Raw genomic sequence first — 20,933 nt, forward strand, 5'->3', positions numbered from 1 at the left:
ACAGGGCGCTGGGACGGCTCGGACGAGGGCGCTGGGACGGCTCGGACGACGGGCCGGCGGGCCGTCCGGCGGGACTGCTCGGGCGAAAGGCCGACGGGCCTACTCGGACCTGATGACACCTTCCGTGGACGGGCCGGCGGACCGCATCGGCCCGGCGTGGTCCGTGACACCGACGTGTTGCGGCGGGGCGGTGAACCCGCAGGGCGCGCATCCGGATGCCCGCTCCGGGCTCAGCGGCACGCCATTGCCACGCAGCACGTCGCGGAGGTCCAGGATGAGCGGGAACACCTCGTGGTTGCGGTCCTCGCCCTGTTCGTCCCAGGCGCGCTGTTCGGCCTCGACCGCCGTGCGGTCCTGGGTGAAGACCCGCTCGGTGAAGCGGCGGATGAGCGGCCAGGCGAGGTGCAGCGCCCCGGGAACCGGCGGTTTCGCGATCGTCAGCAGACCGTAGGCGTGGTTGACGCGCTGCTCCGCGTCCTCCGGTACGTATGCGGCCCAGAGGGAGAACACCGGGAGGTCGGTGCCTTCCGGGACGTCCCGCAGGGTCTGGTACGGATACTCGGTGCGGATGGTGATGACGTCGGGCCTGTCCCGCCCGCCGATCCCCTCCGCGGACAGCAGGCCCGCGCCCCGGTCCTTGCGCCCTCCGGCGGGGACGAAGAGGTACCGGGCCTCGACGTGACGCGGGCCCGTCTCGTAACCGAGCAGCTCGGGCCGGATCCTGCCGAGCACGCTTCGGTGCAGGAACTGGTGGTTCATGTCGAGCAGGTTCTCGTGCATGAAGGAGTAGTGGCACCGCACCGTCCGGGAGAACGTCATGGTGCGATGGGCGGCCGAATGGTATTCGGGCAGCAACGGGAACGGCGCCGTCGCGGCCAGAGCCGGGTCTCCGGGAAACACGAACACCAGACCGTAGGCTTCTCGGACCGGGTAGGAACGTACCCCGCGCGGCGGGCGCACGCAGCCCTTGGGCAGGTAGGGGATCTGCGAGATGCGGCCGTCGCCGCGGTAGGCCCAGGCGTGGTAGCAGCAGCGCAGAATGTCGCCCTCCACCACACCCATGCTCAGTGGTACCTGACGGTGCGCGCAGCGGTCCTCCAACGCGTGGACCGTGCCGCTGCGCCCCCGGTACAGCGCGATCCGCTCGCCGGCGAACACGGCCGCGAACGTCCGGTTGCGCCGTACGCTCCGGGAGGTCGCCACCGGATACCAGTGGTCCGGGGAGATACCGGTCCGCCGCAGATCGGGTACCGGACCGGGCAGGTCACCGAGGCGGCCGTCCAGGCGATGGGGCGGATACGCCAGTGGGCCGGTCGCGGACGACGGGTCCTGCCGGTCTGTTCCGGAGCGGTCGGGTCGGGCCTCGGTCATGGCTGGGGTCCTTTGCGCTCGCGCGGGAGGTCGTGTCGTGCGGTCGGGGATACCGCCCACCCGGTTCACGGTGTCCCGCAACGGCTCCGACGCCACTGCCGGCGGCCGACGCCGACGCGGGTGACCCGCCGCCGACGCAGGGGCTCCACCTCCCTACGGTCGCCGGGGGCACCCCGGTCGTCAACCGCAGAGGCGCGTTGGTGGGGCCTCGGCCCGGCCCGCGCCGAGGCGGCCGGGTCCCGATGCCCCTCGTGAGATTGCCGTCGAGCCGTCGCCCCTCATGAGAGTCAGGCAATGCCGACTCCGGCCCCGGCCACCGGTGCGGACGGCATGGCTCGCTGGGCCGCTTCTCGTCTTTTCAGCATCGGTCCCGGTCACGGCAGTCCGTACGGCCCGGAGCGAGGGCTCGGCGGTGCCACCCGGCACCCGCGCCGTTCCACGCCGTTCCACATGTGCGGGCCGTCGGCGTTCATGCGACCGCTGCGGAGCATGCTGCTCCAGCATGTTGTCGCACCGCACGACATCCAGTACGAGGTGTTCGGTCCGGACCTGTGGCAGGCGGACCTCGACCGAGGTCGCGCCGTGTCGGCCGCGGCCCGGTCGATCAGGAACCCGCCCGCCTGCCCGGACGGACCGACGGGCGGGACTGATCGGTCACGGTTTGCGGGCCACTCCGCCGTAGCAGCCGGCCTCGGCGTCGGTGATGTCGGCCAGCGGCTGGTCCGGCTCCGGGTGCCAGCGATGCGTTACGGCCAGCCCCGGCGGCAGCAGGTCCAACCCGTCGAAGAAGCGGGCGATTCGAGTCCTGGACCGCAGCTGGATCGGGATGCGGGCACGGACGTACACGTCCTGGGTACGGGCCATGCCCACCGGGTCGAAGTCGGTGGTGCCGTGGCTGAGCGTCAGGAAGCTGCCGGACGGGAGCGCGTCGACGAGTTCCCGCACTATCTCGTACGCGCCGTGCTCGTCGGGCACGAAATGCATCAGGGCACACAGGCTCAGCGCGATCGGCTGGTCGAAGTCGAACGTCGTCCGGGTCTCGTCGGACTCGAGGATGGCCTTCGGTTCTCGCACGTCCGCCTGCACGTAGGCCACCCGGCCCTCGGGGGTACCTTGCAGCAGTGCCCGCGCGTGAGCCAGCACGATCGGATCGTTGTCGGCGTAGACCACCCGGCACTCCGGGGCCTGCGCCTGCGCGATCTGGTGCAGGTTGGGCTCGGTCGGCACGCCGGTGCCGATGTCGAGGAACTGCCGCACTCCGTGATCGCGGGCCAGCACGCGCACGGTCCGGTGCATGAACAGCCGGTTGGCGCGGGCGATGGTGCGGGCGTTCGGGGTGTGGCCGAGTACCTGCTCAGCCGCCTCGGCGTCCACCGGGTAGTGGTCCTTGCCGCCCAGGTAGTAGTCGTACATGCGGGCAGGGTGCGGCTTGCTGGTGTCGATGGGCGCCGGCCCTCGAGCTGACTCGGGTAACAACGTGTTCTCCTCGCTTGTGCATGACGGCCCTTGGCCCTGGATCCACAGCGGTTGTCGAGCCAGGAGAATACAGGTCGGCTTCGAACACGGGGACCTTTGGTTGCCGACTGGAGCTTCGCAGGGCGACTCCGCGAGCGTCAGGGCTCATTTCTCTGCACTGCGGACGCGTTGCACAGCAGGATGGCACTCGTTCCGAAGCTTGTTCAGCCCACCCGGCCCAGGCCGGCACCACGCACGGGAGGCAACATGGCCGACACCAGCCGCGGGTACGTCAGGGACCGGCGCGGATGCCGCCATTGGGGCCCGCACGGTGCCGCGGGGCTGCTCCTGCGCCAGGACGGCCGGTTCCTGCTCCAGCGCCGCTCCTGGAGAGTCCATCATCGCCGCACCTGGAGCATTCCGGGCGGAGCGTTGAAAGCCGGTGAAAGCCCGTGGGACGGCGCCCGGCGGGAGTTCGCGGAGGAACTCGGCGTCGTTCCGGCACTGCGTCACGTCCGCACTGTCGTGGACGACCACGGCGGTTGGGCCTACCACACCCTCGTCATGGACGTCATGGAGCCGTTCTCCCCGCACCGTGGCGACGGCGAGGGCGTCGCCTACCGGTGGTGCACCTCTGCCGAGACCGACTCGCTTCCCCTCCACCCCGGATTCGCCGCCACATGGCCGCAGTTGCTGAGGGACTTGGACGCGGTCTGACCGGGTGGAGCAATCGGCCCAGGTATCCTGCCTGGTCCTGAACAGGCCAGAGAGGTCCGCACCATGAACAGCAGCATGTCGTCCTTTCCCGAGCGGATCGAGCTCTCGGGGGAGGGGCTCGTCCTCCGAGACTGGACCGAGGCGGACCTGACGGCGATGCCGGATCTGTTCGACCACCCCGACATCGCGTACTGGACACCGCTCGTCTCACCGTTCGACGAGGCGGCCGCCCGCGCACGCCTGGAGCGGGACCGGCAGTTGCGGGCGCAGGGCACGGTCATGCTCCTCGCCATCACTGTCGACGGCGGCGCACCGCTCGGAGAGGTCATGCTGCGGCGCGCCCCTGAGGGCACGGAGCTCGGCTATGCGGTCGGCCCGGCGCACCGCGGCCAGGGGCTCGCCGCGCGGGCGGTCCGGGTGATGGCCAACTATGCCTTCGAGCAGCTGGGAGCGAGCCAGGTGATCCTGGAGCTGGAGGCCGAGAACGCCGCCAGCGTCGGCGTGGCCACCAAGGCGGGATTCGGACTGCTCGACGTGCCGCTGATCACAGGTGAGGAGAAGGGGCGGCCTTACGCCCTGCAGACGTGGGGTCTGAACCGCCCCTGATCCCACTCCTACGATCCGGTGTCGAACTCGGGCGGCCGCAGACCTGCCAGGCATCCCGTGTTCGGCGCGGTCGGGCGGTTGAAGAACGAGGTGGTGATCGCCTGGGCACACGGCGACTCGGCGAAGGCGACATGGGCGACGTACGGGACCGTGATCGTGGTGGACCGGCTCAACGTACGAGCCACGTAAGCACCGTTGCTCGGCGCGGTCTGGGCGTCGAACCCGCCTGACATGACGAGGGTCGGGATGTCGCTCCGCGTCACCTCGCGCACCGAGCGCGGTGCCGCCGGGACGTCCCAGGCGCGGCAGTCCGCGTGGAGGAAGGGGAGTTGGGGGGCGTTGGCGAGCACCGAGCGGGGGAACGTGGGGAACGCGCGCCGGCCGCCCCGGATCACATCGGCCTCGCTCTCGAACGGTGTCCATTCGCGGCAGAACACGCCGTAGGCGAGCCCGTGCGCGATCCTGCCCATGGCCTGGGGGCTGAGCTTGCCTCCCGCCCACTGCTCGGCGATGCGCTGCGGGTTGCCGTGGGCCAGCTCGTCGATGGACCGGGGCACTCCGGCCGCCACGTGGGTGGCGGAGGTCAGCCAGTTCACCAGGACTCCGCCGTCCAGTACGACCTTCACCGGGGCCGGTTGACCCGGCACGGTGACGGTGGTGGTGAGCGGTCGGGCTTCGAGCCGGCGGACGAGGCGTTCGAAGGTGTCCGACAGGTTCGGATAGCGGTTGTTGCAGGCGGGCTGCTCGGCGCAGGCCTCGAACAGGCCGTCGAAGCCCTGCCGCGCGGCGCTCCAGGTCACGGCCCCGCCTGCCAGGGACGGCGGCAGGACGCCGTCGATGCCGACCGACCGGATGCCCTTGGGATGGTCACGCATGTACTGGAGAGCCAGGTCGGTGCCGTAGGAGATGCCGAACACGTTCCACTGCTTGATGCCCAGCGCGACGCGCAGGTCGGCGTAGTCGGTGGCGCTCTCGATGCTGTCGTACGCGCTGATGTCGCCGCGGCTCGCCGACCGCTCCCGGCAGGCCCGCGTCGCCGCGACGTGCAGGCGACCGGTGGACGGCGCACCGTAGACGAGGCCGACGGCGCGTGCGTTGAACTCGTCGACGTTGGGACAGGTGAGCACCGGGTCGGCCGAGTAGGTCCCGCGCTGGGACATGAAGATCACGTCCCGGTCGCGGTTCAGGCCTCCGTCGATCGCCAGCTGGGCCTCGGAGACCGCGTCGTCGCCGGGGCCGCCGGCGAACCACACGATCGGATCGCGCGCCGGTCTGCTCGTGGCCGCCGATACGATCGCGACTCCGAGGGTGATCTTCCGTCCCTTGTGGCGTGAACGGTTCTCGGGCACGGTGAGCGTCCCGCAGCGGGCCCCTTCGAGAGCGGGGACCGGGTCCGCCGTCCGCGGGCAGGCGCCCGGCACGAAGCGGGCGTCGCCGACCGTCCGGGCGACCGAGCCCAGCGGCGCTGCGGCGGCACCCTCGGCCCGCGCGGGTGTCACGGCGAGACCGACGGCGAGGACTCCGGCCGTCGCTCCGGCCAGTGCGCCCGGGAACCGTCGCAGGCCGCGTCGGGGGTGGGGCGGGTGGATGGACATCATGAGTTCTCCGGATCGGGGGTGATGGTGAACGGCTTGGGCGCGAGTCCCGCCACGCAGGCGGTGTCGGGCGAGGCCGGACGGATGAGGAAAGAGGTCAGGACGCTTGCCGCGCAGGGCGACTGGGGGACCACCCAGTGGCCGATGCCGGGAATCCGCACGGCGGTCGAGCGGGGCAGGGTACGGCCCGTGTAGGGCCCCCAGCGGGCTCCGGTCTTCGCGTCGAACGTCCCGGAGAGGATGAGCGTCGGCACGTTGCTGACGGTCGCGATCCTCTGGACGGGGGTGCGGTCCGGGACATCCCAGACGCGGCACACGTCGTGCTCGAAGGGCAGCTGGGGTGCCTGTGCCAGGACCGGGTCGGGCCACCCGGGGAACGCCCTGCGCCCCGCCTTCAGCAGGTCGGACGGCGAATATCCCGGTACCCACTCGCTGCACGCCACCGACTGCGTCAGACCGTGCGCGAACTCGCCGATGACGGGATTCGCGCCGGCGGCGCGGGCCTGCGCGAAACGATCGGGGTGTCCGTGGGCGAGTTCGTCGAGGGCCGCGGGGACGTCGACGGCCGGGACGGCGTTGGCGACCAGCAGGTTCACCAGCGCGCCCCCGTCGAGGACGACCTTCACCGGGTCTCCGCCGCCCGGCGGCGGCGCTGTCACCGCCAGGGGGTGCGCCTCCAGCCGCCGTACCTGCTGGGTCAGCGTGCGCGGGAGATCGGGGTAACGGCCCTTGCAGCGCGGCTGGGCCGCGCACGCCGCGAAGATCGCGCCGATTCCTTCCCGGGCGCTGTCCCAGGTCCACGGCAGACTCACGATCTGCGGAGGTACGACGGAGTCGATCGCCACCGAACGAATCCCCTGGGGGTGACGCCGAAGGAAGGTGAGGGCCAGGTCGGTGCCGTAGGAGTACCCGTAGACGTCCCACCGGCGGATGCCCAGCGCTGTACGCAGATCGGCGAAGTCGGCGGCGTTCTCAGTGGTGTTGTAGGCACCCAGCTCGACTCCGTCGGCCGCCAGACGGTCTCTGCACTCCTTCGTCGCGCGCACCAGGAGGCGTCCGGTCGACGGCGCGTCGTAGCGCAGCCCCACGGCATCCGCGTAGAACCGGTCGATCTCCGGGCAGGCGAGGTTCGGCCGCGCATGCAGCGTTCCGCGCTGGGCCATGACGACGAGGTCGCGGTCCCGGTTCACACCGGCGCCGATCAGGAAGGGAATCTCCTCGATCGCGTCGCCTCCGGGACCCCCGGTCATGAACACCACCGGGTCCTTCGCCGGTGTCGCCGACGCGGCCGGAATGACGGCAACCGTCAGCCGGATGGTCCGCCCTCCCCGGTGGGCGCGGTTCTCGGGCACCGACAGAACACCGCATCGCCCGGGGACCGGCTCGGGCGTCCGTGGGCACGGGCCGGGCACGAACCGTGCCGCAGGCCCCGGCCGGGGGCCGGCGCCGAGTGCCGGCACGGCACCGCTCGGTGCCGTGCCGGCCGCGCCCAGGAAGGCCAGAGAGGCCGCGGCGATCGCCGTCGTGGTGCGCGCGCGCCGGGGCCGCCGTCGTGCGTACCGGTGGAGCGCCCACTTTCGTACGGTCCTGCCGCTCCCGCGAGCGGACGGCAGGCAGCCCGAACCGATGCCCTGTTCCGTCATGTGATCCCGCTCTCTGACGACCCCGGCACTCTCGACCGGGACGACGTCGCGTGGCTCGGCCCGCCACCGCGTGGCCGGGGCGGGCACTGCGTACGCCAGCCTCGGTCGGCGGGGAGACGTCCACCACTCGTGGGCTCCACTTGGGGCCTCGGCGTCACCCCGACGCCGGTCACCCCGCGGTGCCTCGCGGTCCCCGGGCCGCTCTCGCCCTCGGCCTCAAGACGCGCGGTCATCCCGGGCTTGAGCCCGAGGCGCTGAGCGGACGGCGTCCTGCTCCGTCCTGCTCGTACGGCACGGTGCGATGAAGGTCGTAGCGTGATTTCGCGGCCGGGAACTCCGTGGTCGGCCATATGGACACCGGGAGAGTGCACATGCTCTGATGCCAGGTGCTGATCTCTGTGGGCGGGGTCCGAGGCGGGTTTCATCCTGTACGCCGCGCTCCCGGAGAAGGCCGCAGTCCGAAGATTGCCCGCCAGAGGGAAGCCCGACTCCGTGTCTCAACCGGCATACGGGGAACGGTTCCCCGCAGCAAGCAGAACGGATGTTGCGCATGACGACTCGTCCGAAGAGGCGACGGCTGAGATCCTTACGGCAGCGGGCAAGCGTCGCCGTTGCCCTCGCCGTGGCTGCCGCCATGACATTGACAGGCGCTGACTCGGCGTCAGCCGGTGGTGCGCACGGCCCTCGAATCCCGACCTTGTCATCGGGGGACGCGCGCTTCGAGATCCTCTCGCCCACGTTGATCCGCACCGAATACGCGGGCGACCGGAAGTTCACCGACGAACCGACGTTCAACGCCGTCGGCCGCGAGGGGTTCGAGCCGGCCGCGTACAGTGCCGACACGTCCAACGGCTGGCTCACCATACGGACGAGCGCGATGAGCCTGCGCTACAAGACCGACTCCGGGCCGTTCAACGCGCAGAACCTCTCGGTGCAGTCGGCGGCGGGTCCCGCTCCCGTGACCGCCGCCCCCTGGCAGCGTCTGACCTGCACGCTCGGCGCACTGTGCGAGGCCGAGAGCGTACGCCTCAACGGGCTTTCCGTGGCCTCCGACCACGGCGGTCACACCGGGACAGGCTTCGTGGCCGGCTTCGAGGGCACAGGCGACTCGGCGTCCGCTGACATCGATGTCAATAGTGACGGGACGTATCAGTTCGATCTGCGGTACGCCAACTCCCGTGGCGGTGACGGCCAGACCCGGACCCGCACCCTGACGCTCTCCGTGGACGGCGGTGCGCCGCAGACGGTGTCCTTACCGGTCACGGCGAACTGGGACACGTGGAACGTCGTCACCGCCGGCGTCCGACTCGGCGCGGGTCACCACACGCTCGCCCTGACCCGGAGCGCCGCGGACTCCGGCAATGTCAATGTCGACAGCCTGGCGCTCGTCCGTCCCGGCGACGCGTACCCGCCCGTCTCCAGCACCGCGATCACGGACTGTCTGTACGGCGTGAGCTGCGAGGCGGAGGCCGGACGCATCGGCGGGACGGCGGTCGACGCGACCGATCACGAGGGATATGCCGGCAGCGGATTCGTGGGTGACCTCCACCAAGGATCGAGCCTGACGACCCATGTGGTCGGTGTGCCCGCCGACGGCGTCTACAGCCTCAGGGTGCGTTACGCCAACGGCGTCGGCGGCGACGGCCTCCACCAGAACCGCACCGCCACGGTATCCGCGGCCGGCACCGACAGCACCTTGTCGTTCGCCGCGACGAAGGACTGGGACGACTGGCAGACGGCCTCCGTGCCCGTGAGGCTCACAGCGGGCACGGACGACGTCACCCTCGGCTGCCCCGACACGGCTGCCTGTCACATCAACGCGGACACCGTCTCGGTGGCCGCTCCCGAGGCGCCCGCGCCCCAGCCGCACATCGCCCTCGGCGGATACCGGCGGGGCCTCGACGGCGTGACCGGCAACGAAGGCGCGCTCGTCACGACGCCCGGCCTGCTCAACCAGGACGGCTGGTATCTGCTGGACGACACGCCGTCAGCGCTGTACGACTCCACGGCGCACAAGGCAGTGCCCCGCCCCGACCACGGTGGCGCGCCCTACCAGGACGGTTACGTCTTCGGCTACGGACACGACTACAAGCAGGGGCTCGGCGATCTGGCGACGCTGACCGGACCGCCCGCACTGCTGCCTCAATGGGCCTACGGCGTCTGGTACTCGGAGTACATCGACCGCACCGCGGCGGACTACCAGAACGCCATCCTCCCGGCGTTCAAGTCCGAAGGCACCCCGCTGGACGTCCTGGTGACCGACACGGACTTCAAAGCCGTGAACAATTGGAGCGGTTGGGAGATGGATACCGCGAAGTTCCCCGACCCCAAGGGCTTCTTCGACTGGTCGGCATCCCAGGGCCTGCACAACACGCTCAATGTGCACCCCAGCATCCTCGCGTCCGACCCCCAGTTCGCCCAGGCGCAGGCCACGGCCAAGGGCAAGCTGACGAAGGGGGGTTGCGCCTCGGGCGCCAACGTCGAGAACAACTGCTACACCTTCGACTTCGGCGACCCGGACCAGCTCAAGGCGTACATGGACCTCCACCGGACCATGGACCAGCAAGGCAACGACTTCTGGTGGCTCGACTGGTGCTGCGACGCATCGCACTCGTCACTCCAGGGCGTGACCCCGGACGCGTGGATCAACCAGCAGTACGCCACCGCCGCCGCCGCGACCCCCGGCCGCGGATTCGTCCTCTCGCGTGCGTACGGCTCGTTGCAGGCGGCCGGGTACAGCGGCCAGCGGGGCCTGCCGACCGGGCCATGGGCGGACAAGCGCTCCACCGTCCACTTCACCGGCGACACCTCCTCGACCTGGGGCACATTGAAGCTGGAGGTCGGATACACCCCGGGGGAGTCCGCCGCGACCGGGATGGCGGCCATCACCCACGACATCGGGGGCCACAACGACACGACGGGGCTGGCCGGTTCGGAGAAGTACACCGAAGGCGGGCAGACACGAACGACCCACAAACTGCCCGACGACCTGTACGCCCGCTGGGTCCAGTTCGGTGCCTTCCAGCCCATCGACCGCCTGCACAGCAACCACAGCGACCGGCTGCCCTGGCAGTACGGCGCGGCGGCGCGGCAGTCGGCCGACAAGTTCCTCAATCTCCGCGAGAACCTGGTGCCCTACACCTACACGCTCGCCGAGGAGGCGAACCGCACCGGCGTGCCCATCGTCCGCCCCACCTACCTGGAGTACCCCGACGAGCCCCAGGCCTACGCCGCCGCGAACAGCGAGTACTTCTACGGCTCCGACATCCTGGTCGCACCCGTGACCACGCCGGGCACCTCGGCCACCACCTCGGTGTGGTTCCCGCCCGGCCGGTGGACCGACTACTTCACCGGTGAGACCTACACAGGCGGCGGCACCCGGGAGGTGACCACCGACCTGAACTCGATGCCGGTGTTCATCAAGGCGGGCGGAATCCTGCCCACCCGCACGCACAACGTGTCCAGCAACGACCGAAACCCCCTGACCGACGTCACACTCACCGTCGCCGCGGGTTCGTCCGGCTCGTTCCACCTCTACGAGGACAACGGCATGACCGACCACAGGAGCCGGAGCGCCACGACGACCATCCGATACAGGCAGAACGGTTCGCACCACACGGTGTCCATCGGTCCGATGAAGGGTTCGTTCCCCGGCCAGGTCAAGACCCGCCTGTGGACGCTCTCGATCCTGGGGACCCACGCACCCACCGAGGTCTCGGCGACCGGTATGCGGTTGTCCCCGCACGCCTACCACTGGGACAGCACCTCGAAGGTTCTGACCATCACGCTGCCACGCCACAGCGTGCACGCCCCGATCACCGTCACCTACCAGTAGGGAGCCACAAGTAGGGTCCACCCCCGGCCCAGGGCCGGGGGTCGTCCTTCTCGTGTGCCTGTGTGCCCTCGCGCTGCCGTTCCGGTGCGGCGCGAGGGCACACATCGGCATCGAAGAGCAGGGTGACGTTCAGGACCGAGTGGAGTTACCGATGCCGAGGGTCCAGGCCTCGATGTCACGGTAGTGGATCGGTCCGCTGCTACGGCCGAAGTTGCTGCCGACCAGGTGCAGACGTTCGGCGGGCCACCGGTGGCCGGTGAATTCGGCGATCCCTCGGGCGATTTCCGCTGCGGAGGATCGGTCTCCCCTGCGGGCGCGGGCCAACGTCAGATGGGGGCGAAGCGGTCGGTCCTCGAAGGTGACCCCGCAGTTCCTGACGGTGGTACGCACATCGGCGGCGAGCTCGTGCAGTGCGTCGAGCTCTCCGTCGATTCCGCTCCACAGCACGCGGTCGTCGAAGCTGCCGCTGCCGCGCAGTGCCAGGAAGGGTGGTTGGCGGTCCGCCGCGAGGTCCGCGAGAGGCGGTCCGAGAAGAGGAACTGTCGCAACCTGGATTTCTCCCAGGAACGCCAGGGTGATGTGCCAGTCCTCGATGCGGTTCCACCGCACATGAGGATGTGTTTCGTAGGCGGGGCGTAGCTCCCGGGCCAGTTCTTCTTTCGCGTGGTCAGGCGGCGCAAGAGCGATGAACACGCGAACGGTCGAGGGCTGCGTCTGATCGTTCACACCAGAATTCATACCGCACACGCCATGGGTGATGGCGTCCCTCACTGGAGGACCTGAGCGGTACGGGCGGACGAAAGCCACCTGGGAAACTCTTGCAGAAGCCGGCTGTAGAGCAGATCGTCAGGCACTGCGCGCGGATCACGGCCGGCGTGGAAGAAGCCCGCGTTGTCGACGATGCGATGTCTGGGTACGTCCAGATCGTCGAGCCTGCGGAGGAAGGCGAACTCGTTGTCGTCGGGGTCACCGAAACCGATGAACTGCCAGAACAGCGGCAGGCGGGCGGCTTTGCACAGATAGCGCTCCGCGGCGCGCTTGCTGGAGGGTCCACCATCGGTCTGGAAGATCACCAGGGCGGGGGAGCGGTTGCCGGATTCCGCGTAGTGGTGGATCACCTCGTCCATGGCCCAGTGGTAGTTCGTGCGACCCATGCGGCCGAGGTTCTCGTGGAGCTTGTCGATGCGGCCCCGGTGACCTCCGAGCTTGAGGTCGGTGGACCCGTCGACGTCGGTGGAGAAGAACACCACCGGTACCGTGCCGTTGTCATCGAGGTGCGCGGACAGGGAGAGGACCTGCTCACCAAGATGCTGCATGGTGCCGTCCTTGTAGTAGGGCCGCATCGACCCGGAGCGGTCCAGCACGAGATAGACCGCGGCGCGTACCCCCTCAAGACCGTGCGCGCGCACGCTGGACCCGGCGGTCTTGTAGAGGCTGACCAGGTCCGGGGCCTGCGACTGCATCTTGGACAGGCTGATGGCCGGAATACCGGCACCATCCTGAGCATCGACCACGTCCACCACTCCTTTGTCGGGCTACGGTCCTCATCTTGGCGGTCGTGACCATGCCGCGAGTCGAGTTCTGTCCGTCCGGAAGCGGAGGCTCGGCGTCAACGGCGTCAACGGCGTCAACGGCGTCATCGACGGCGAACCGGATCCGTGGGGGCCTCTACGCCGGAGGCCGGTCGTCCCCGCTGACGAAGTCCCCGGGCGGACTCGCGCCGACCGGAAAACGACGACAGCGCCGTTGGCGGCGATGGTGTGGTGCCACGGCGCCCGATCACGGTCCTGGCACCATAGCGGCATGGAACGTGTGCTTGGAATCGGTGGATACTTCATCCGGGCGGCCGACCCCGTGTCCCTGGGAGCGTGGTACCGCGATTGCCTGGGCCTGGACGCCGATGAGAACGGCGTGTGGCGTCAGGAAGCCGGGCCGACGGTGTTCGCGACGTTCGAGTCCGAGAGCGACTATTTCGGGTCCCGCGCCCAGCAGACCATGCTCAACTTCCGTGTCCGCGACCTGGACGCGATGCTCGCCCAGTTGCGCGCCAAGGGAGCGGAGGTGGCGCGGGAGACGCAGGACATGGAGGGTGTCGGCCGATTCGGCTGGGTCGTCGATCCCGAGGGCAACCGGGTCGAACTGTGGCAGCCCGCGTGACCGCTGCTCCACTGAGGCGAGCTCCTCTGAAGCGGTGATGTGAACAGCCCGGCCCGCTCACCGCTCACCCTCGCTCCGCCCCCGCACCGGCGGCTGTTCCCCGGCTTGGCCTGCGCCGGCCGTCAGCCCTCCTCGCGCAGGCCCCACGGGGAGCCGTACTCGGTGAGCAGGTCGAGGAAGGGGCGGGGCGGAAAGGCTTCCGGGCCGAGGACGCCGGCGGCCGACCAGGCTCCGCCCGCGACGAGTTCGAGGGCGATGACGGGGTTGACCGCGGTCTGCCACACCACCGCCTGGGATCCGTACTCGCGCATCGACCATTGATTGTCGACCACGTGGTAGAGGTAGACCTCGCGAGCCGAGCCGTCCTTGGTGCCCTTGACCCAGGTGCCCGCACAGGTCTTGCCGGTCATGCGGTCGCCCAGCGTCGCCGGGTCGGGCAGGCAGGCGGCGACCACGTCACGCGGAGAGACGGCCACGGGCCCGTTCTCCGAGGGGACCGTGACCTTCTGGGTCGCGTCCAGACCCAGCTCGTGGAGGGTCTTCAGCTTGTCGATGAAGTCGTCGCCGAGGCCGTACTTGAACGTCACCCGGCGGGCGTCGACCCAGCGGGGGATCAGCAGGACCTCCTCGTGCTCGACGTTGACACATTCCACCGGGCCGATGCCCTCGGGGAAGTCGAAGACCTCGGGTTCGCTGAAGGGTTCGGTGGTGAACCAGCCGCGATCCTTCTCGTAGACCACCGGCGGATTGAGGCATTCCTCGATGGTCGTCCAGATGCTGAAGGACGGGGCGAAGTCGTAGCCCTCGACCGTCAGGTTGGCGCCGTCACGGACGCCGATCTCCTCGATCTCGTCGAAGAGTTCGTCTGCCGCGTACCGGGCGAACACGTCCGACAGGCCCGGTTCCACACCCATGCCGACCAGGGCCAGCCGCCCGGAACGCTCCCACGGGCCGGCCTGCTCGAACTGCGCGTCGCCGAGCTTCACGCCGCATCGCTCGTAGGGGTGGGTGGCGTGCGGCGCGGACAGGGACATCGCCATGTCGAGATAGTGCGTGCCCGCCGCGAGGGCCGCGTTGAACAGCGGCATCACGAACCGCGGATCGGTCGCGTTGAGCAGGGCGTCACACTTCTCCTCCGTGAGCGCCCGACGGACCGCGTCCTCGTCGGAGGCGTCCAGGCGCCTCGCGCTGAAACGGCCCCCGTGTTCCTTGAGTGCCGCGACGGCCGCCTCGGCCCGCGCGAGGTCGTAGTCCGCGACGACCATGTGGGTCAGGAAGTCGCGACGGGCCGCGATCCGGGTGACGGCCGTGCCGACGCCCCCCGCGCCCACCAGAAGAACTCGCATGTCACACACCTTTCGTTGCCGGAGACGGACGCCTCCGGGGCTGGTCAGATGCAACGGGATGTCCTGGGTTAAGGTCAACGATGTTGGCATAAGGGCCGATGTGCGGCGCGGTTGGCAGGGAGGGTTGGCGTGGCGAAGCAGGTGGTGCCAGAGGCGGCACGGCGCAGGCGCCGGCCGACGAAGCGGGGCACGGTGCTGTCCGAGAAGCTGATCGTGCAGACGGCCTTGCGGATGCTACGGGAGCACGGCAGCGCCGGACTGACGGCACGCAGGCTCGGCGCGGTCCTCGGCGCCGACCCCAGCACCCTCTACCGGTACTTCGCCGGACTGGACGACCTGACCAGGGCCATCGGCGAGGAGCTGATCGGGCGGGCGCTGGACACCTGGAGAGCCTCCGGAGAATGGCGGTCCGACCTGCGGGCCCTCGGCCTGGCCATTCACGCCTCCTACCTCGCCCATCCCCAGGCGGCTGTGCTGACCGCCAGCCGGGTCACGGGCCGGCCCCGGGAGATCGCGGTGGACGAGACGATCCTCGGCATCCTGCGCACCGCGGGCTTCCCGGACGCGGACGCGGTCGTCGCCTACCACGCGTTCATCGACCTCACGCTGGCCTTCGCGGCCCTGGACGCCGGGTCGCTGGCGCTGACGGGTGAGGCCCGTGCGGCGGACGAGGAGATGTGGAACTCCACCTACGCCGAGCTGCCCGCCGACACCCACCCGCACATCGCGGCCACCGCGCGGCTCCTGGCCGGGCGGATGACGCACAGTGCCTACCCGGTCGTCCTCGACACACTGCTGAACAGCGCGGCGGAGCAGCTCGCCTGGGCACGCGCCCGGCGATATCCCCACAGCGCGAGCACGCAAGAGTCCTGAGGCGAACCGGACTCCGAGGGGCTTATGCCAACGGTGATGACATCGCCCCTCCCCGGCACGCTTCCCAGGTACTCACGGGCTCACTCCAGGGCAGTCCGGCGCCGGTGACGCACAGGCCCGCCGCTCAGTCGAGGGGGATGTCCAGCCGGTCGGCCACGGCGGTGAGGGCCGCTCCCAGCGGGAGCGCGATGCGCGTGAGGGCGTGCTGGTCGCCGCGGGTCGGGTCCCGGTTGACGATCAACACCGGCTTCCCGGCCTGGGCGGCCTGGCGGACGAACCGTAGCCCGGACATCACCGTCAGTGAGGAGCCCAGGACCAGCAGCGAGGTCGCCTCCCGGACCAGTCGGCGGCACTGCTCGACCCGCGACTGCGGAACGGCTTCGCCGAAGAACACCACGTCCGGTTTGAGGATGCCGCCGCAGACCGCGCAGGGGACCACGCGGAAGTCTCCGACCTGTTCATCGGTCAGGTCGGCGTCACCGTCCGGGTGGATCGCGGCGGCCACCGGCTCGAACCCTGGATTGGCCGTCTCCAGCTGCCGGGCGAGTTCGCGGCGCGGGCTGAACGCGCCGCAGGCAAGGCAGACGACCCGGTCCAGGCTCCCGTGGAGTTCCACGACCCCCTCGCTGCCGACTGCCTGGTGCAGACCGTCGACGTTCTGGGTGATCACCCCCGAGAGCAGGCCGTGCCGTCCGAACGCGGCCACGGCTCGGTGCCCGTCATTGGGGCGGGCGTGGCCGAAGGTTCGCCAGCCGAGGTGACTGCGCGCCCAGTACCGTCGACGGGCTTGGGCGCTTGCGGTGAAGTCCTGGTAGGTCATCGGGGTGTGCCGGCTCAAGGTCCCGCTCGGGCCTCGATAGTCAGGGATGCCCGATTCCGTGGAGATTCCCGCCCCGCTGAGCACAAGGACACCGCCAGTGCTCAGCGCGTCGGTGACCGGCTCCAGATCCGTGGTGCCGGGCGGCAGGTCCCCGGCAGGGGTCCAACTCAGAGTGGGGCGCATCCGCATATCCCCAGGGTACGGACACGACGACAGGTACGCGGGCCGCGCCGGTACCGGGCCGCATGGCGGACGCGGTGGATCTCCGGTCCGTCGGGGCTGTCCAGTACTCCCCGGCGGCGCACGACGACAGCCACGGCAGTCGGACTCCTCGGTGCTCGCCGGACGCCAGGGCAAAATCCCATCGCTCATGGCTCCTGCACGTCCCTGAGCTCCGATCCGGCTCCTCAAGGGCATCCCCGTCCCTGCCTGGCCCCCTTTCCACCCCTCCCGGCGAGGACCCCGCCGACGAAAGCCGGTCAAGGTCCACGCCGACAAGGCAGTGGGTGCTGGTGCCGGTGGCTCAGGTCGGCAGCCTCCAGTTCTGGGCGTTCGAGCCGTTGCAGCTGTAGAGCTGGAGTTGGGTCCCTGTCGTGGTGGTGGAGTTGGGGTCGTCCAGGCACAGCTTGGACTGGGGGTTGACGAGCGATCCGTTGGCCCCCGTGGTCCATTGCTGGGCGCCGCTGCCGTTGCAGGTCCACAGTTGGATCAGTGTGCCGTTGGTGGTTCCGCTGTGGTCGGCGTCCAGGCACTTGCCGAGAGTCCGGACCGTTCCGTCGCCGGCGATGATCCAGTCCTGGGCGTAGGTGCTGTTGCAGCTCCAGATCTGGACGTGGGTGCCGTCGGTGGTGGAGGAACTCGCGTCGTCCGCGCACAGGTTCGACGCCACCGCGGAGGTGATGGCACCGATCCGGGGCGAGGCCGGGGCCGTGGTGTCACCGGCGTAGGAGGGCGGTGCCGCGGACGCCGCTGTCGCCCAGGAGGTGTTGGCGCTGGTGCCGAGGGTGAAGTCCAGAGTGCCCCCGTCGGTGATCGCCGCGGTGGGAGCGAAAGCGTTGTTCCAGGCGGTGCCGTTCCATGCCGCGGACTGTACGTAGGGGGCGTTGTCGGCGGCGCCGTTGCCGTTGATCGTCAGTGTCCTGCCCGAAGGGAGTGTGACCGCGGCCTGTGTGAACAGGGGGGAGCCCAGGGCGAGGTCGGAGGTGCCGGGGGTCTCGGGGTACATGCCGAGTGCGGACCACACGTACCAGGCGCTCATCGCGCCGAGATCGTCGTTGCCGTCGGCCAGGCCGCCGGGGGTGTTCGCCCAGATCTGGTCCTGGATGGCCCGGACGGTGCCCTGGGTCTTGTAGGGCTGTCCGGTGTAGTCGTACTCCCAAGGCAGTTCGATGCTGGGTTCGTTGCCGACCCATGCGTAGCCCTTGTCACCGGTGTAGCTGCGCAGCACGGTGTCCAGGTAGTGGTTCATCGCTGTGTTGCCGCCCTTGGCGTGTGCCAGGCCGCCGATGTTGAACGGGACCATCCCGGTGTAGATCCAGGAGTCGGCTTCGACCATGTCGGTGCCGCTGGTGGGGTCGAAGCCACCGGTCCAGGAGCCGCCGGCGTTGCGCGGTTCGACGAAACCGGAGGCGGGGTTGAGTACGTTGCGCCAGCCCTGGGCGCGGTCGGCGTACGTCTTTTGGTGGCTGGTGTCGCCAAGTGCCCCGGCCAGTGCAGAGATCGCGAAGTCGGCGGTGTTGTACTCCAGCGTGGTGGCGACCGGGCCGTAGAAGTTGCAGCAGCCGTAGCTGCCGTCGTGCGGCATGTAACCGGGTGAGTTCAGGTAGTTGAGGCCCGGTCGGTCGTTGTTCGCCGTGCTCGCCTGTTTGATCATGTCGGCGAGGGCGGTCGTGGTGTCGAAGTCCTTGGCGCCGAAGGCGTAGTAGTCGGCGAGGATGGCGTCGGCCGGGTCGCCCACCATGACGTAGGACTCGCCGTTGTTCTCCGACCACTTGGGGAAGAGTCCGGTCTGGGCGTAGTCGTCGACCATCGACTGCGCGGTGTCCGAGGCGACCTGGGGGGCGAGCAGGCCTTCGAGTTGGGCCTGTGAGCGATAGATGTCCCAGCCGGAGTAGTTGGCGTACGCCGCCTTGTGGCCGGTGTCCACGGTGTGCGTTTTGCCGTCGAAGCCGAAGTACTGGCCGTTGGTGTCGCTGATGACGTTCGGGTGCAGCAGCGAGTGGTAGAGCGCGGTGTAGAAACTCTGCTGCTGTGCGGCTGTCCCGCCGGCGATCTGTATTTTGCCGAGTGCGCTGTTCCAGGCGTTCTGGGCGGCGGTGCGGGTCGCGTTGAAGTCCCAACCGGTGTTCTCCGTAGCCCGGTTGGCCGTCGCGTTGGCGATCGAGACGTAGGAGATGCCGACCTTGGCCTGCACCACCGGGTTGGTGGTGGTGTTGAAGGTGACGTAGCCGTTCGAGGCGGCGGCGTCCGGGGAGACGCTGCCCTTGGCGGCCTCCGGGGCTGTCGCGGTGGGGGTCTTGCCGTGGAGTACAGGCTTGTTGGGCTTCTCTGCGGCGTTCTTCGACACCGTGCCGGGACTTGAGGGGGTGGTGGCCGACGTCTTCGCGACCGAGGTGCCCTGCGAGGCGAACGGCTGGTCGAAGACCATGTCGAAGTACACGCTGTACGTGTTTCCCGCGCCGCAGAAGTGGCCGCTGGTGACCTGGCCGCTCACCTCGGTGTTCGAGACCTTCGTGAACTGCGTCGAGGTGGCGCCGTTCTGGCTTCCCGTGAGTTTGAAGATCAGGTTGGCCTGGCTGCTCGAGGGGAAGGTGAAGCGCGCCATGCCGCTGCGTGTCGTGGTGGTCAGTTCGGTGGTGACCTGGTTGTTGAGGGCGACCTTGTACGAGCCGGCGGACGCCGACTCGTTGGCGTGCGAGAACGCGTCCGTCGCACCGGTGTTCACGGTGCCGACCGTGGGCAGCACCGGTATGTCGCCGGCCGCACCGCAGCCGGGTCCGGCGATGTGGGTGAGGCTGAAGCCGGTGACGGACGAGTCGTTGTACTCGTATCCGCCCCCGTCGGGCCGCGACGGCGTGTCCGGGCTCCACTGCACCATGCCGAACGGCACGTCGGCTCCGGGGAAGTCGTCAGCCTGGTTCGACGTTCCGATGAACGGGTTGACCACGGTGGCCGGTGACGCGACGAACGCGGCCTTGCCTGCCGCCCAGGCAGGGGTGCACAGCCCGGCCGCGGCCAGTGCCGCAGCGGCGAGTAAGCCGATCGCGGCGGTTCCGGGGGGTCTCGACAGTCGTGTCAGCACGGGGTTTCTCCTCTACTCGTGGGCGGGAGACGGCTTGACAACGTTGTCTTCACGTGAGGGGCGTGGTGCTTGAGCCAGGGCGGAGCTTGACAACGTTGTCTCATCGTCGATATGGGGCGCCTGCGATGAGACGCATTGACGGGGTCCGGGGGCCCCGAGTGCCGGGGGGCGCAGACGAGAACTCTTCGTGAAGCTAGCTACGCGGCAGGGTCATGTCAATGAATCGCGCAAGCCTCGGCCCCGTTGGGTTCTTCCGGGAAGCGGCCGGGGGTCCATCGCCGGTGGGGGACCTCGTCCGCGGGCTGTCCGTTGTCTGGGCCTCCAGGGGCTGATCGTGTCCTCGAAAGCGGTGCGGATGACGAAGCGGATGCGGAAGCGGAGGTGGACGCGGACTCGGAGCGGGCGGCCCTGAGCCGTTCGTCGAGAGTGCGCTTGTCGGTCAGTAGTCGATGATCCAGCGCAAGGGCGGGACAACAAGGCCCTGGCTGTGCAACCATTCGCGTCCCGAGCATGTCTCTCATAGTGAAATCGTCGGTCCCCTTCACCAGAACATCTGGGGGCGTCATGCAAAATCATCCTTCCCGTGCGGCCATTGTCGCGGGTGTCCTTCTCACCGCCGTCGGCGCCACGGTCCCCGCTTCCGCGGCCACGCAGCCGAAGGCGGCTGCGAAGACTTCGCCGCCCGCGCGCGTCGTCAACGCCCGGTGGGCCGGGCACTGCACCTACGACCGGCTCGTCATCGATGTACGGGGCACCGCCCCGCCCGTCACCGTGAAGCCGGTCCAGACGCTTCGCTACGACCCCTCCGGGAAGAAGGTCCCACTCGCCGGGAAGTACTTCCTGGAGATCAGGCTCTCTCCCGCGGTGGCACACGACAGCGCGGGCAGGTCGGTCTACCAGGGTCCCCGACTGGTGAAGATCCAGTTGCCCAAGCTGAAGGGTCTCGCCCTGACCGGAGACTTCGAAGGCGTGGTCACCTTCGCGACCGCGTTCCAGACCAAGCCCACGTACAAGGTCTACAAGCTGCACAGCCCCGAGCGCGTGGTCCTGGACTTCAACCACGCCAATTCGTGCGGGTGAGTGTCGGCCGTCACCGAATCAATCGCCACCGAGCCCAGCCCTTCCAGGGCTGGGCTCGGTGGCGTGGGGCGAGCCCGAATCGCAGTGCCCGCAGGGGCAGTCGGCGTGTGCCGCGTCGCTGGGCGCGGCATCCA

Annotated in this window: 15 protein-coding genes; 6 read left to right on the forward strand and 9 right to left on the reverse strand. The window is 69.5% G+C overall.

Translation table 11 applies throughout. From position 1 onward, the window contains the following. Window positions 1-99: 99 nt before the first annotated feature. On the reverse strand, window positions 100-1,371 hold the full coding sequence (locus tag ACFYW8_RS02560; RefSeq protein WP_389066433.1) for a Rieske 2Fe-2S domain-containing protein: 1,272 nt from the start codon (window positions 1,369-1,371) through the stop codon (window positions 100-102). A gap of 654 nt (window positions 1,372-2,025) precedes the next feature. Then, on the reverse strand, window positions 2,026-2,847 hold the full coding sequence (locus ACFYW8_RS02565; protein ID WP_365877290.1) for an SAM-dependent methyltransferase: 822 nt from the start codon (window positions 2,845-2,847) through the stop codon (window positions 2,026-2,028). Window positions 2,848-3,093: 246 nt separating this feature from the next. On the opposite strand from ACFYW8_RS02565, the gene ACFYW8_RS02570 reads away from it, so the two are divergent. Then, a complete protein-coding gene (locus ACFYW8_RS02570) occupies window positions 3,094-3,543 on the forward strand; it encodes an NUDIX domain-containing protein (RefSeq protein ID WP_389066440.1) in 450 nt (149 codons plus the stop codon). A gap of 63 nt (window positions 3,544-3,606) precedes the next feature. After that, window positions 3,607-4,149 (forward strand): GNAT family N-acetyltransferase, encoded by a 543-nt coding sequence (locus ACFYW8_RS02575; RefSeq protein WP_389066444.1) that lies wholly within the window; start codon window positions 3,607-3,609, stop codon window positions 4,147-4,149. Window positions 4,150-4,157: 8 nt separating this feature from the next. Here the strand turns inward: ACFYW8_RS02575 and ACFYW8_RS02580 are convergent, their stop codons facing one another. Together ACFYW8_RS02580 and ACFYW8_RS02585 are read right to left on the reverse strand one after the other, a co-directional pair. After that, window positions 4,158-5,747, reverse strand: a complete 1,590-nt coding sequence (locus ACFYW8_RS02580) for an alpha/beta fold hydrolase (RefSeq protein ID WP_389066448.1) — start codon at window positions 5,745-5,747, stop codon at window positions 4,158-4,160. Further along, window positions 5,744-7,096, reverse strand: a complete 1,353-nt coding sequence (locus ACFYW8_RS02585) for an alpha/beta hydrolase (protein WP_389066451.1) — start codon at window positions 7,094-7,096, stop codon at window positions 5,744-5,746. The genes ACFYW8_RS02580 and ACFYW8_RS02585 overlap by 4 nt, the downstream gene beginning before the upstream one ends. Before the next feature lie 925 nt (window positions 7,097-8,021). On the opposite strand from ACFYW8_RS02585, the gene ACFYW8_RS02590 reads away from it, so the two are divergent. Next, on the forward strand, window positions 8,022-11,222 hold the full coding sequence (locus ACFYW8_RS02590) for a TIM-barrel domain-containing protein (protein WP_389066456.1): 3,201 nt from the start codon (window positions 8,022-8,024) through the stop codon (window positions 11,220-11,222). Between the two features lie 129 nt (window positions 11,223-11,351). Here the strand turns inward: ACFYW8_RS02590 and thpR are convergent, their stop codons facing one another. Beyond that, window positions 11,352-11,960 carry an RNA 2',3'-cyclic phosphodiesterase gene (gene thpR / locus ACFYW8_RS02595; RefSeq protein WP_389066621.1) on the reverse strand — a complete coding sequence of 203 codons (609 nt, stop codon included), beginning with the start codon at window positions 11,958-11,960 and terminating at the stop codon, window positions 11,352-11,354. A 29-nt stretch (window positions 11,961-11,989) separates the two neighbouring features. After that, window positions 11,990-12,685: a VWA domain-containing protein gene (locus tag ACFYW8_RS02600; protein ID WP_389066624.1), complete on the reverse strand. Its 696-nt coding sequence runs from the start codon at window positions 12,683-12,685 to the stop codon at window positions 11,990-11,992. A 340-nt stretch (window positions 12,686-13,025) separates the two neighbouring features. On the opposite strand from ACFYW8_RS02600, the gene ACFYW8_RS02605 reads away from it, so the two are divergent. After that, window positions 13,026-13,379: a VOC family protein gene (locus tag ACFYW8_RS02605; protein ID WP_389066458.1), complete on the forward strand. Its 354-nt coding sequence runs from the start codon at window positions 13,026-13,028 to the stop codon at window positions 13,377-13,379. A 122-nt stretch (window positions 13,380-13,501) separates the two neighbouring features. On the opposite strand, the gene ACFYW8_RS02610 is transcribed toward ACFYW8_RS02605, so the two are convergent. After that, the gene (locus ACFYW8_RS02610) at window positions 13,502-14,725 is read right to left on the reverse strand and encodes a saccharopine dehydrogenase C-terminal domain-containing protein (RefSeq protein ID WP_365877273.1); all 1,224 of its coding nucleotides are present in this window, start codon (window positions 14,723-14,725) and stop codon (window positions 13,502-13,504) included. Window positions 14,726-14,854: 129 nt separating this feature from the next. Here ACFYW8_RS02610 and ACFYW8_RS02615 point away from each other — a divergent pair, with 129 nt between their 5' ends. Beyond that, complete coding sequence (locus ACFYW8_RS02615) at window positions 14,855-15,598, forward strand: TetR/AcrR family transcriptional regulator C-terminal domain-containing protein (protein ID WP_365877271.1); 744 nt, start codon at window positions 14,855-14,857, stop codon at window positions 15,596-15,598. A gap of 124 nt (window positions 15,599-15,722) precedes the next feature. On the opposite strand, the gene ACFYW8_RS02620 is transcribed toward ACFYW8_RS02615, so the two are convergent. Continuing rightward, window positions 15,723-16,607, reverse strand: a complete 885-nt coding sequence (locus ACFYW8_RS02620; protein ID WP_389066466.1) for an NAD-dependent protein deacetylase — start codon at window positions 16,605-16,607, stop codon at window positions 15,723-15,725. Between the two features lie 334 nt (window positions 16,608-16,941). Continuing rightward, window positions 16,942-19,719 (reverse strand): lectin, encoded by a 2,778-nt coding sequence (locus ACFYW8_RS02625; protein ID WP_389066469.1) that lies wholly within the window; start codon window positions 19,717-19,719, stop codon window positions 16,942-16,944. A gap of 564 nt (window positions 19,720-20,283) precedes the next feature. Between ACFYW8_RS02625 and ACFYW8_RS02630 the strand changes: the two genes are divergently transcribed. Further along, the gene (locus ACFYW8_RS02630) at window positions 20,284-20,799 is read left to right on the forward strand and encodes a hypothetical protein (protein WP_389066471.1); all 516 of its coding nucleotides are present in this window, start codon (window positions 20,284-20,286) and stop codon (window positions 20,797-20,799) included. Window positions 20,800-20,933: the final 134 nt, after the last annotated feature.

It is taken from the genome of Streptomyces sp. NPDC002742 (assembly GCF_042888885.1).
Lineage (GTDB): Bacteria > Actinomycetota > Actinomycetes > Streptomycetales > Streptomycetaceae > Streptomyces.

Coding starts and splice junctions, on each gene's coding strand:
- ACFYW8_RS02560 (WP_389066433.1), bottom strand. CDS start 1,371: ATGACCGAGGCCCGACCCGACCGCTCCGGAACAGACCGGCAGGACCCG.
- ACFYW8_RS02570 (WP_389066440.1), top strand. CDS start 3,094: ATGGCCGACACCAGCCGCGGGTACGTCAGGGACCGGCGCGGATGCCGC.
- ACFYW8_RS02575 (WP_389066444.1), top strand. CDS start 3,607: ATGAACAGCAGCATGTCGTCCTTTCCCGAGCGGATCGAGCTCTCGGGG.
- ACFYW8_RS02580 (WP_389066448.1), bottom strand. CDS start 5,747: ATGATGTCCATCCACCCGCCCCACCCCCGACGCGGCCTGCGACGGTTC.
- ACFYW8_RS02590 (WP_389066456.1), top strand. CDS start 8,022: ATGACATTGACAGGCGCTGACTCGGCGTCAGCCGGTGGTGCGCACGGC.
- thpR (WP_389066621.1), bottom strand. CDS start 11,960: ATGAATTCTGGTGTGAACGATCAGACGCAGCCCTCGACCGTTCGCGTG.
- ACFYW8_RS02600 (WP_389066624.1), bottom strand. CDS start 12,685: ATGCAGTCGCAGGCCCCGGACCTGGTCAGCCTCTACAAGACCGCCGGG.
- ACFYW8_RS02605 (WP_389066458.1), top strand. CDS start 13,026: ATGGAACGTGTGCTTGGAATCGGTGGATACTTCATCCGGGCGGCCGAC.
- ACFYW8_RS02610 (WP_365877273.1), bottom strand. CDS start 14,725: ATGCGAGTTCTTCTGGTGGGCGCGGGGGGCGTCGGCACGGCCGTCACC.
- ACFYW8_RS02620 (WP_389066466.1), bottom strand. CDS start 16,607: ATGCGGATGCGCCCCACTCTGAGTTGGACCCCTGCCGGGGACCTGCCG.
- ACFYW8_RS02630 (WP_389066471.1), top strand. CDS start 20,284: ATGCAAAATCATCCTTCCCGTGCGGCCATTGTCGCGGGTGTCCTTCTC.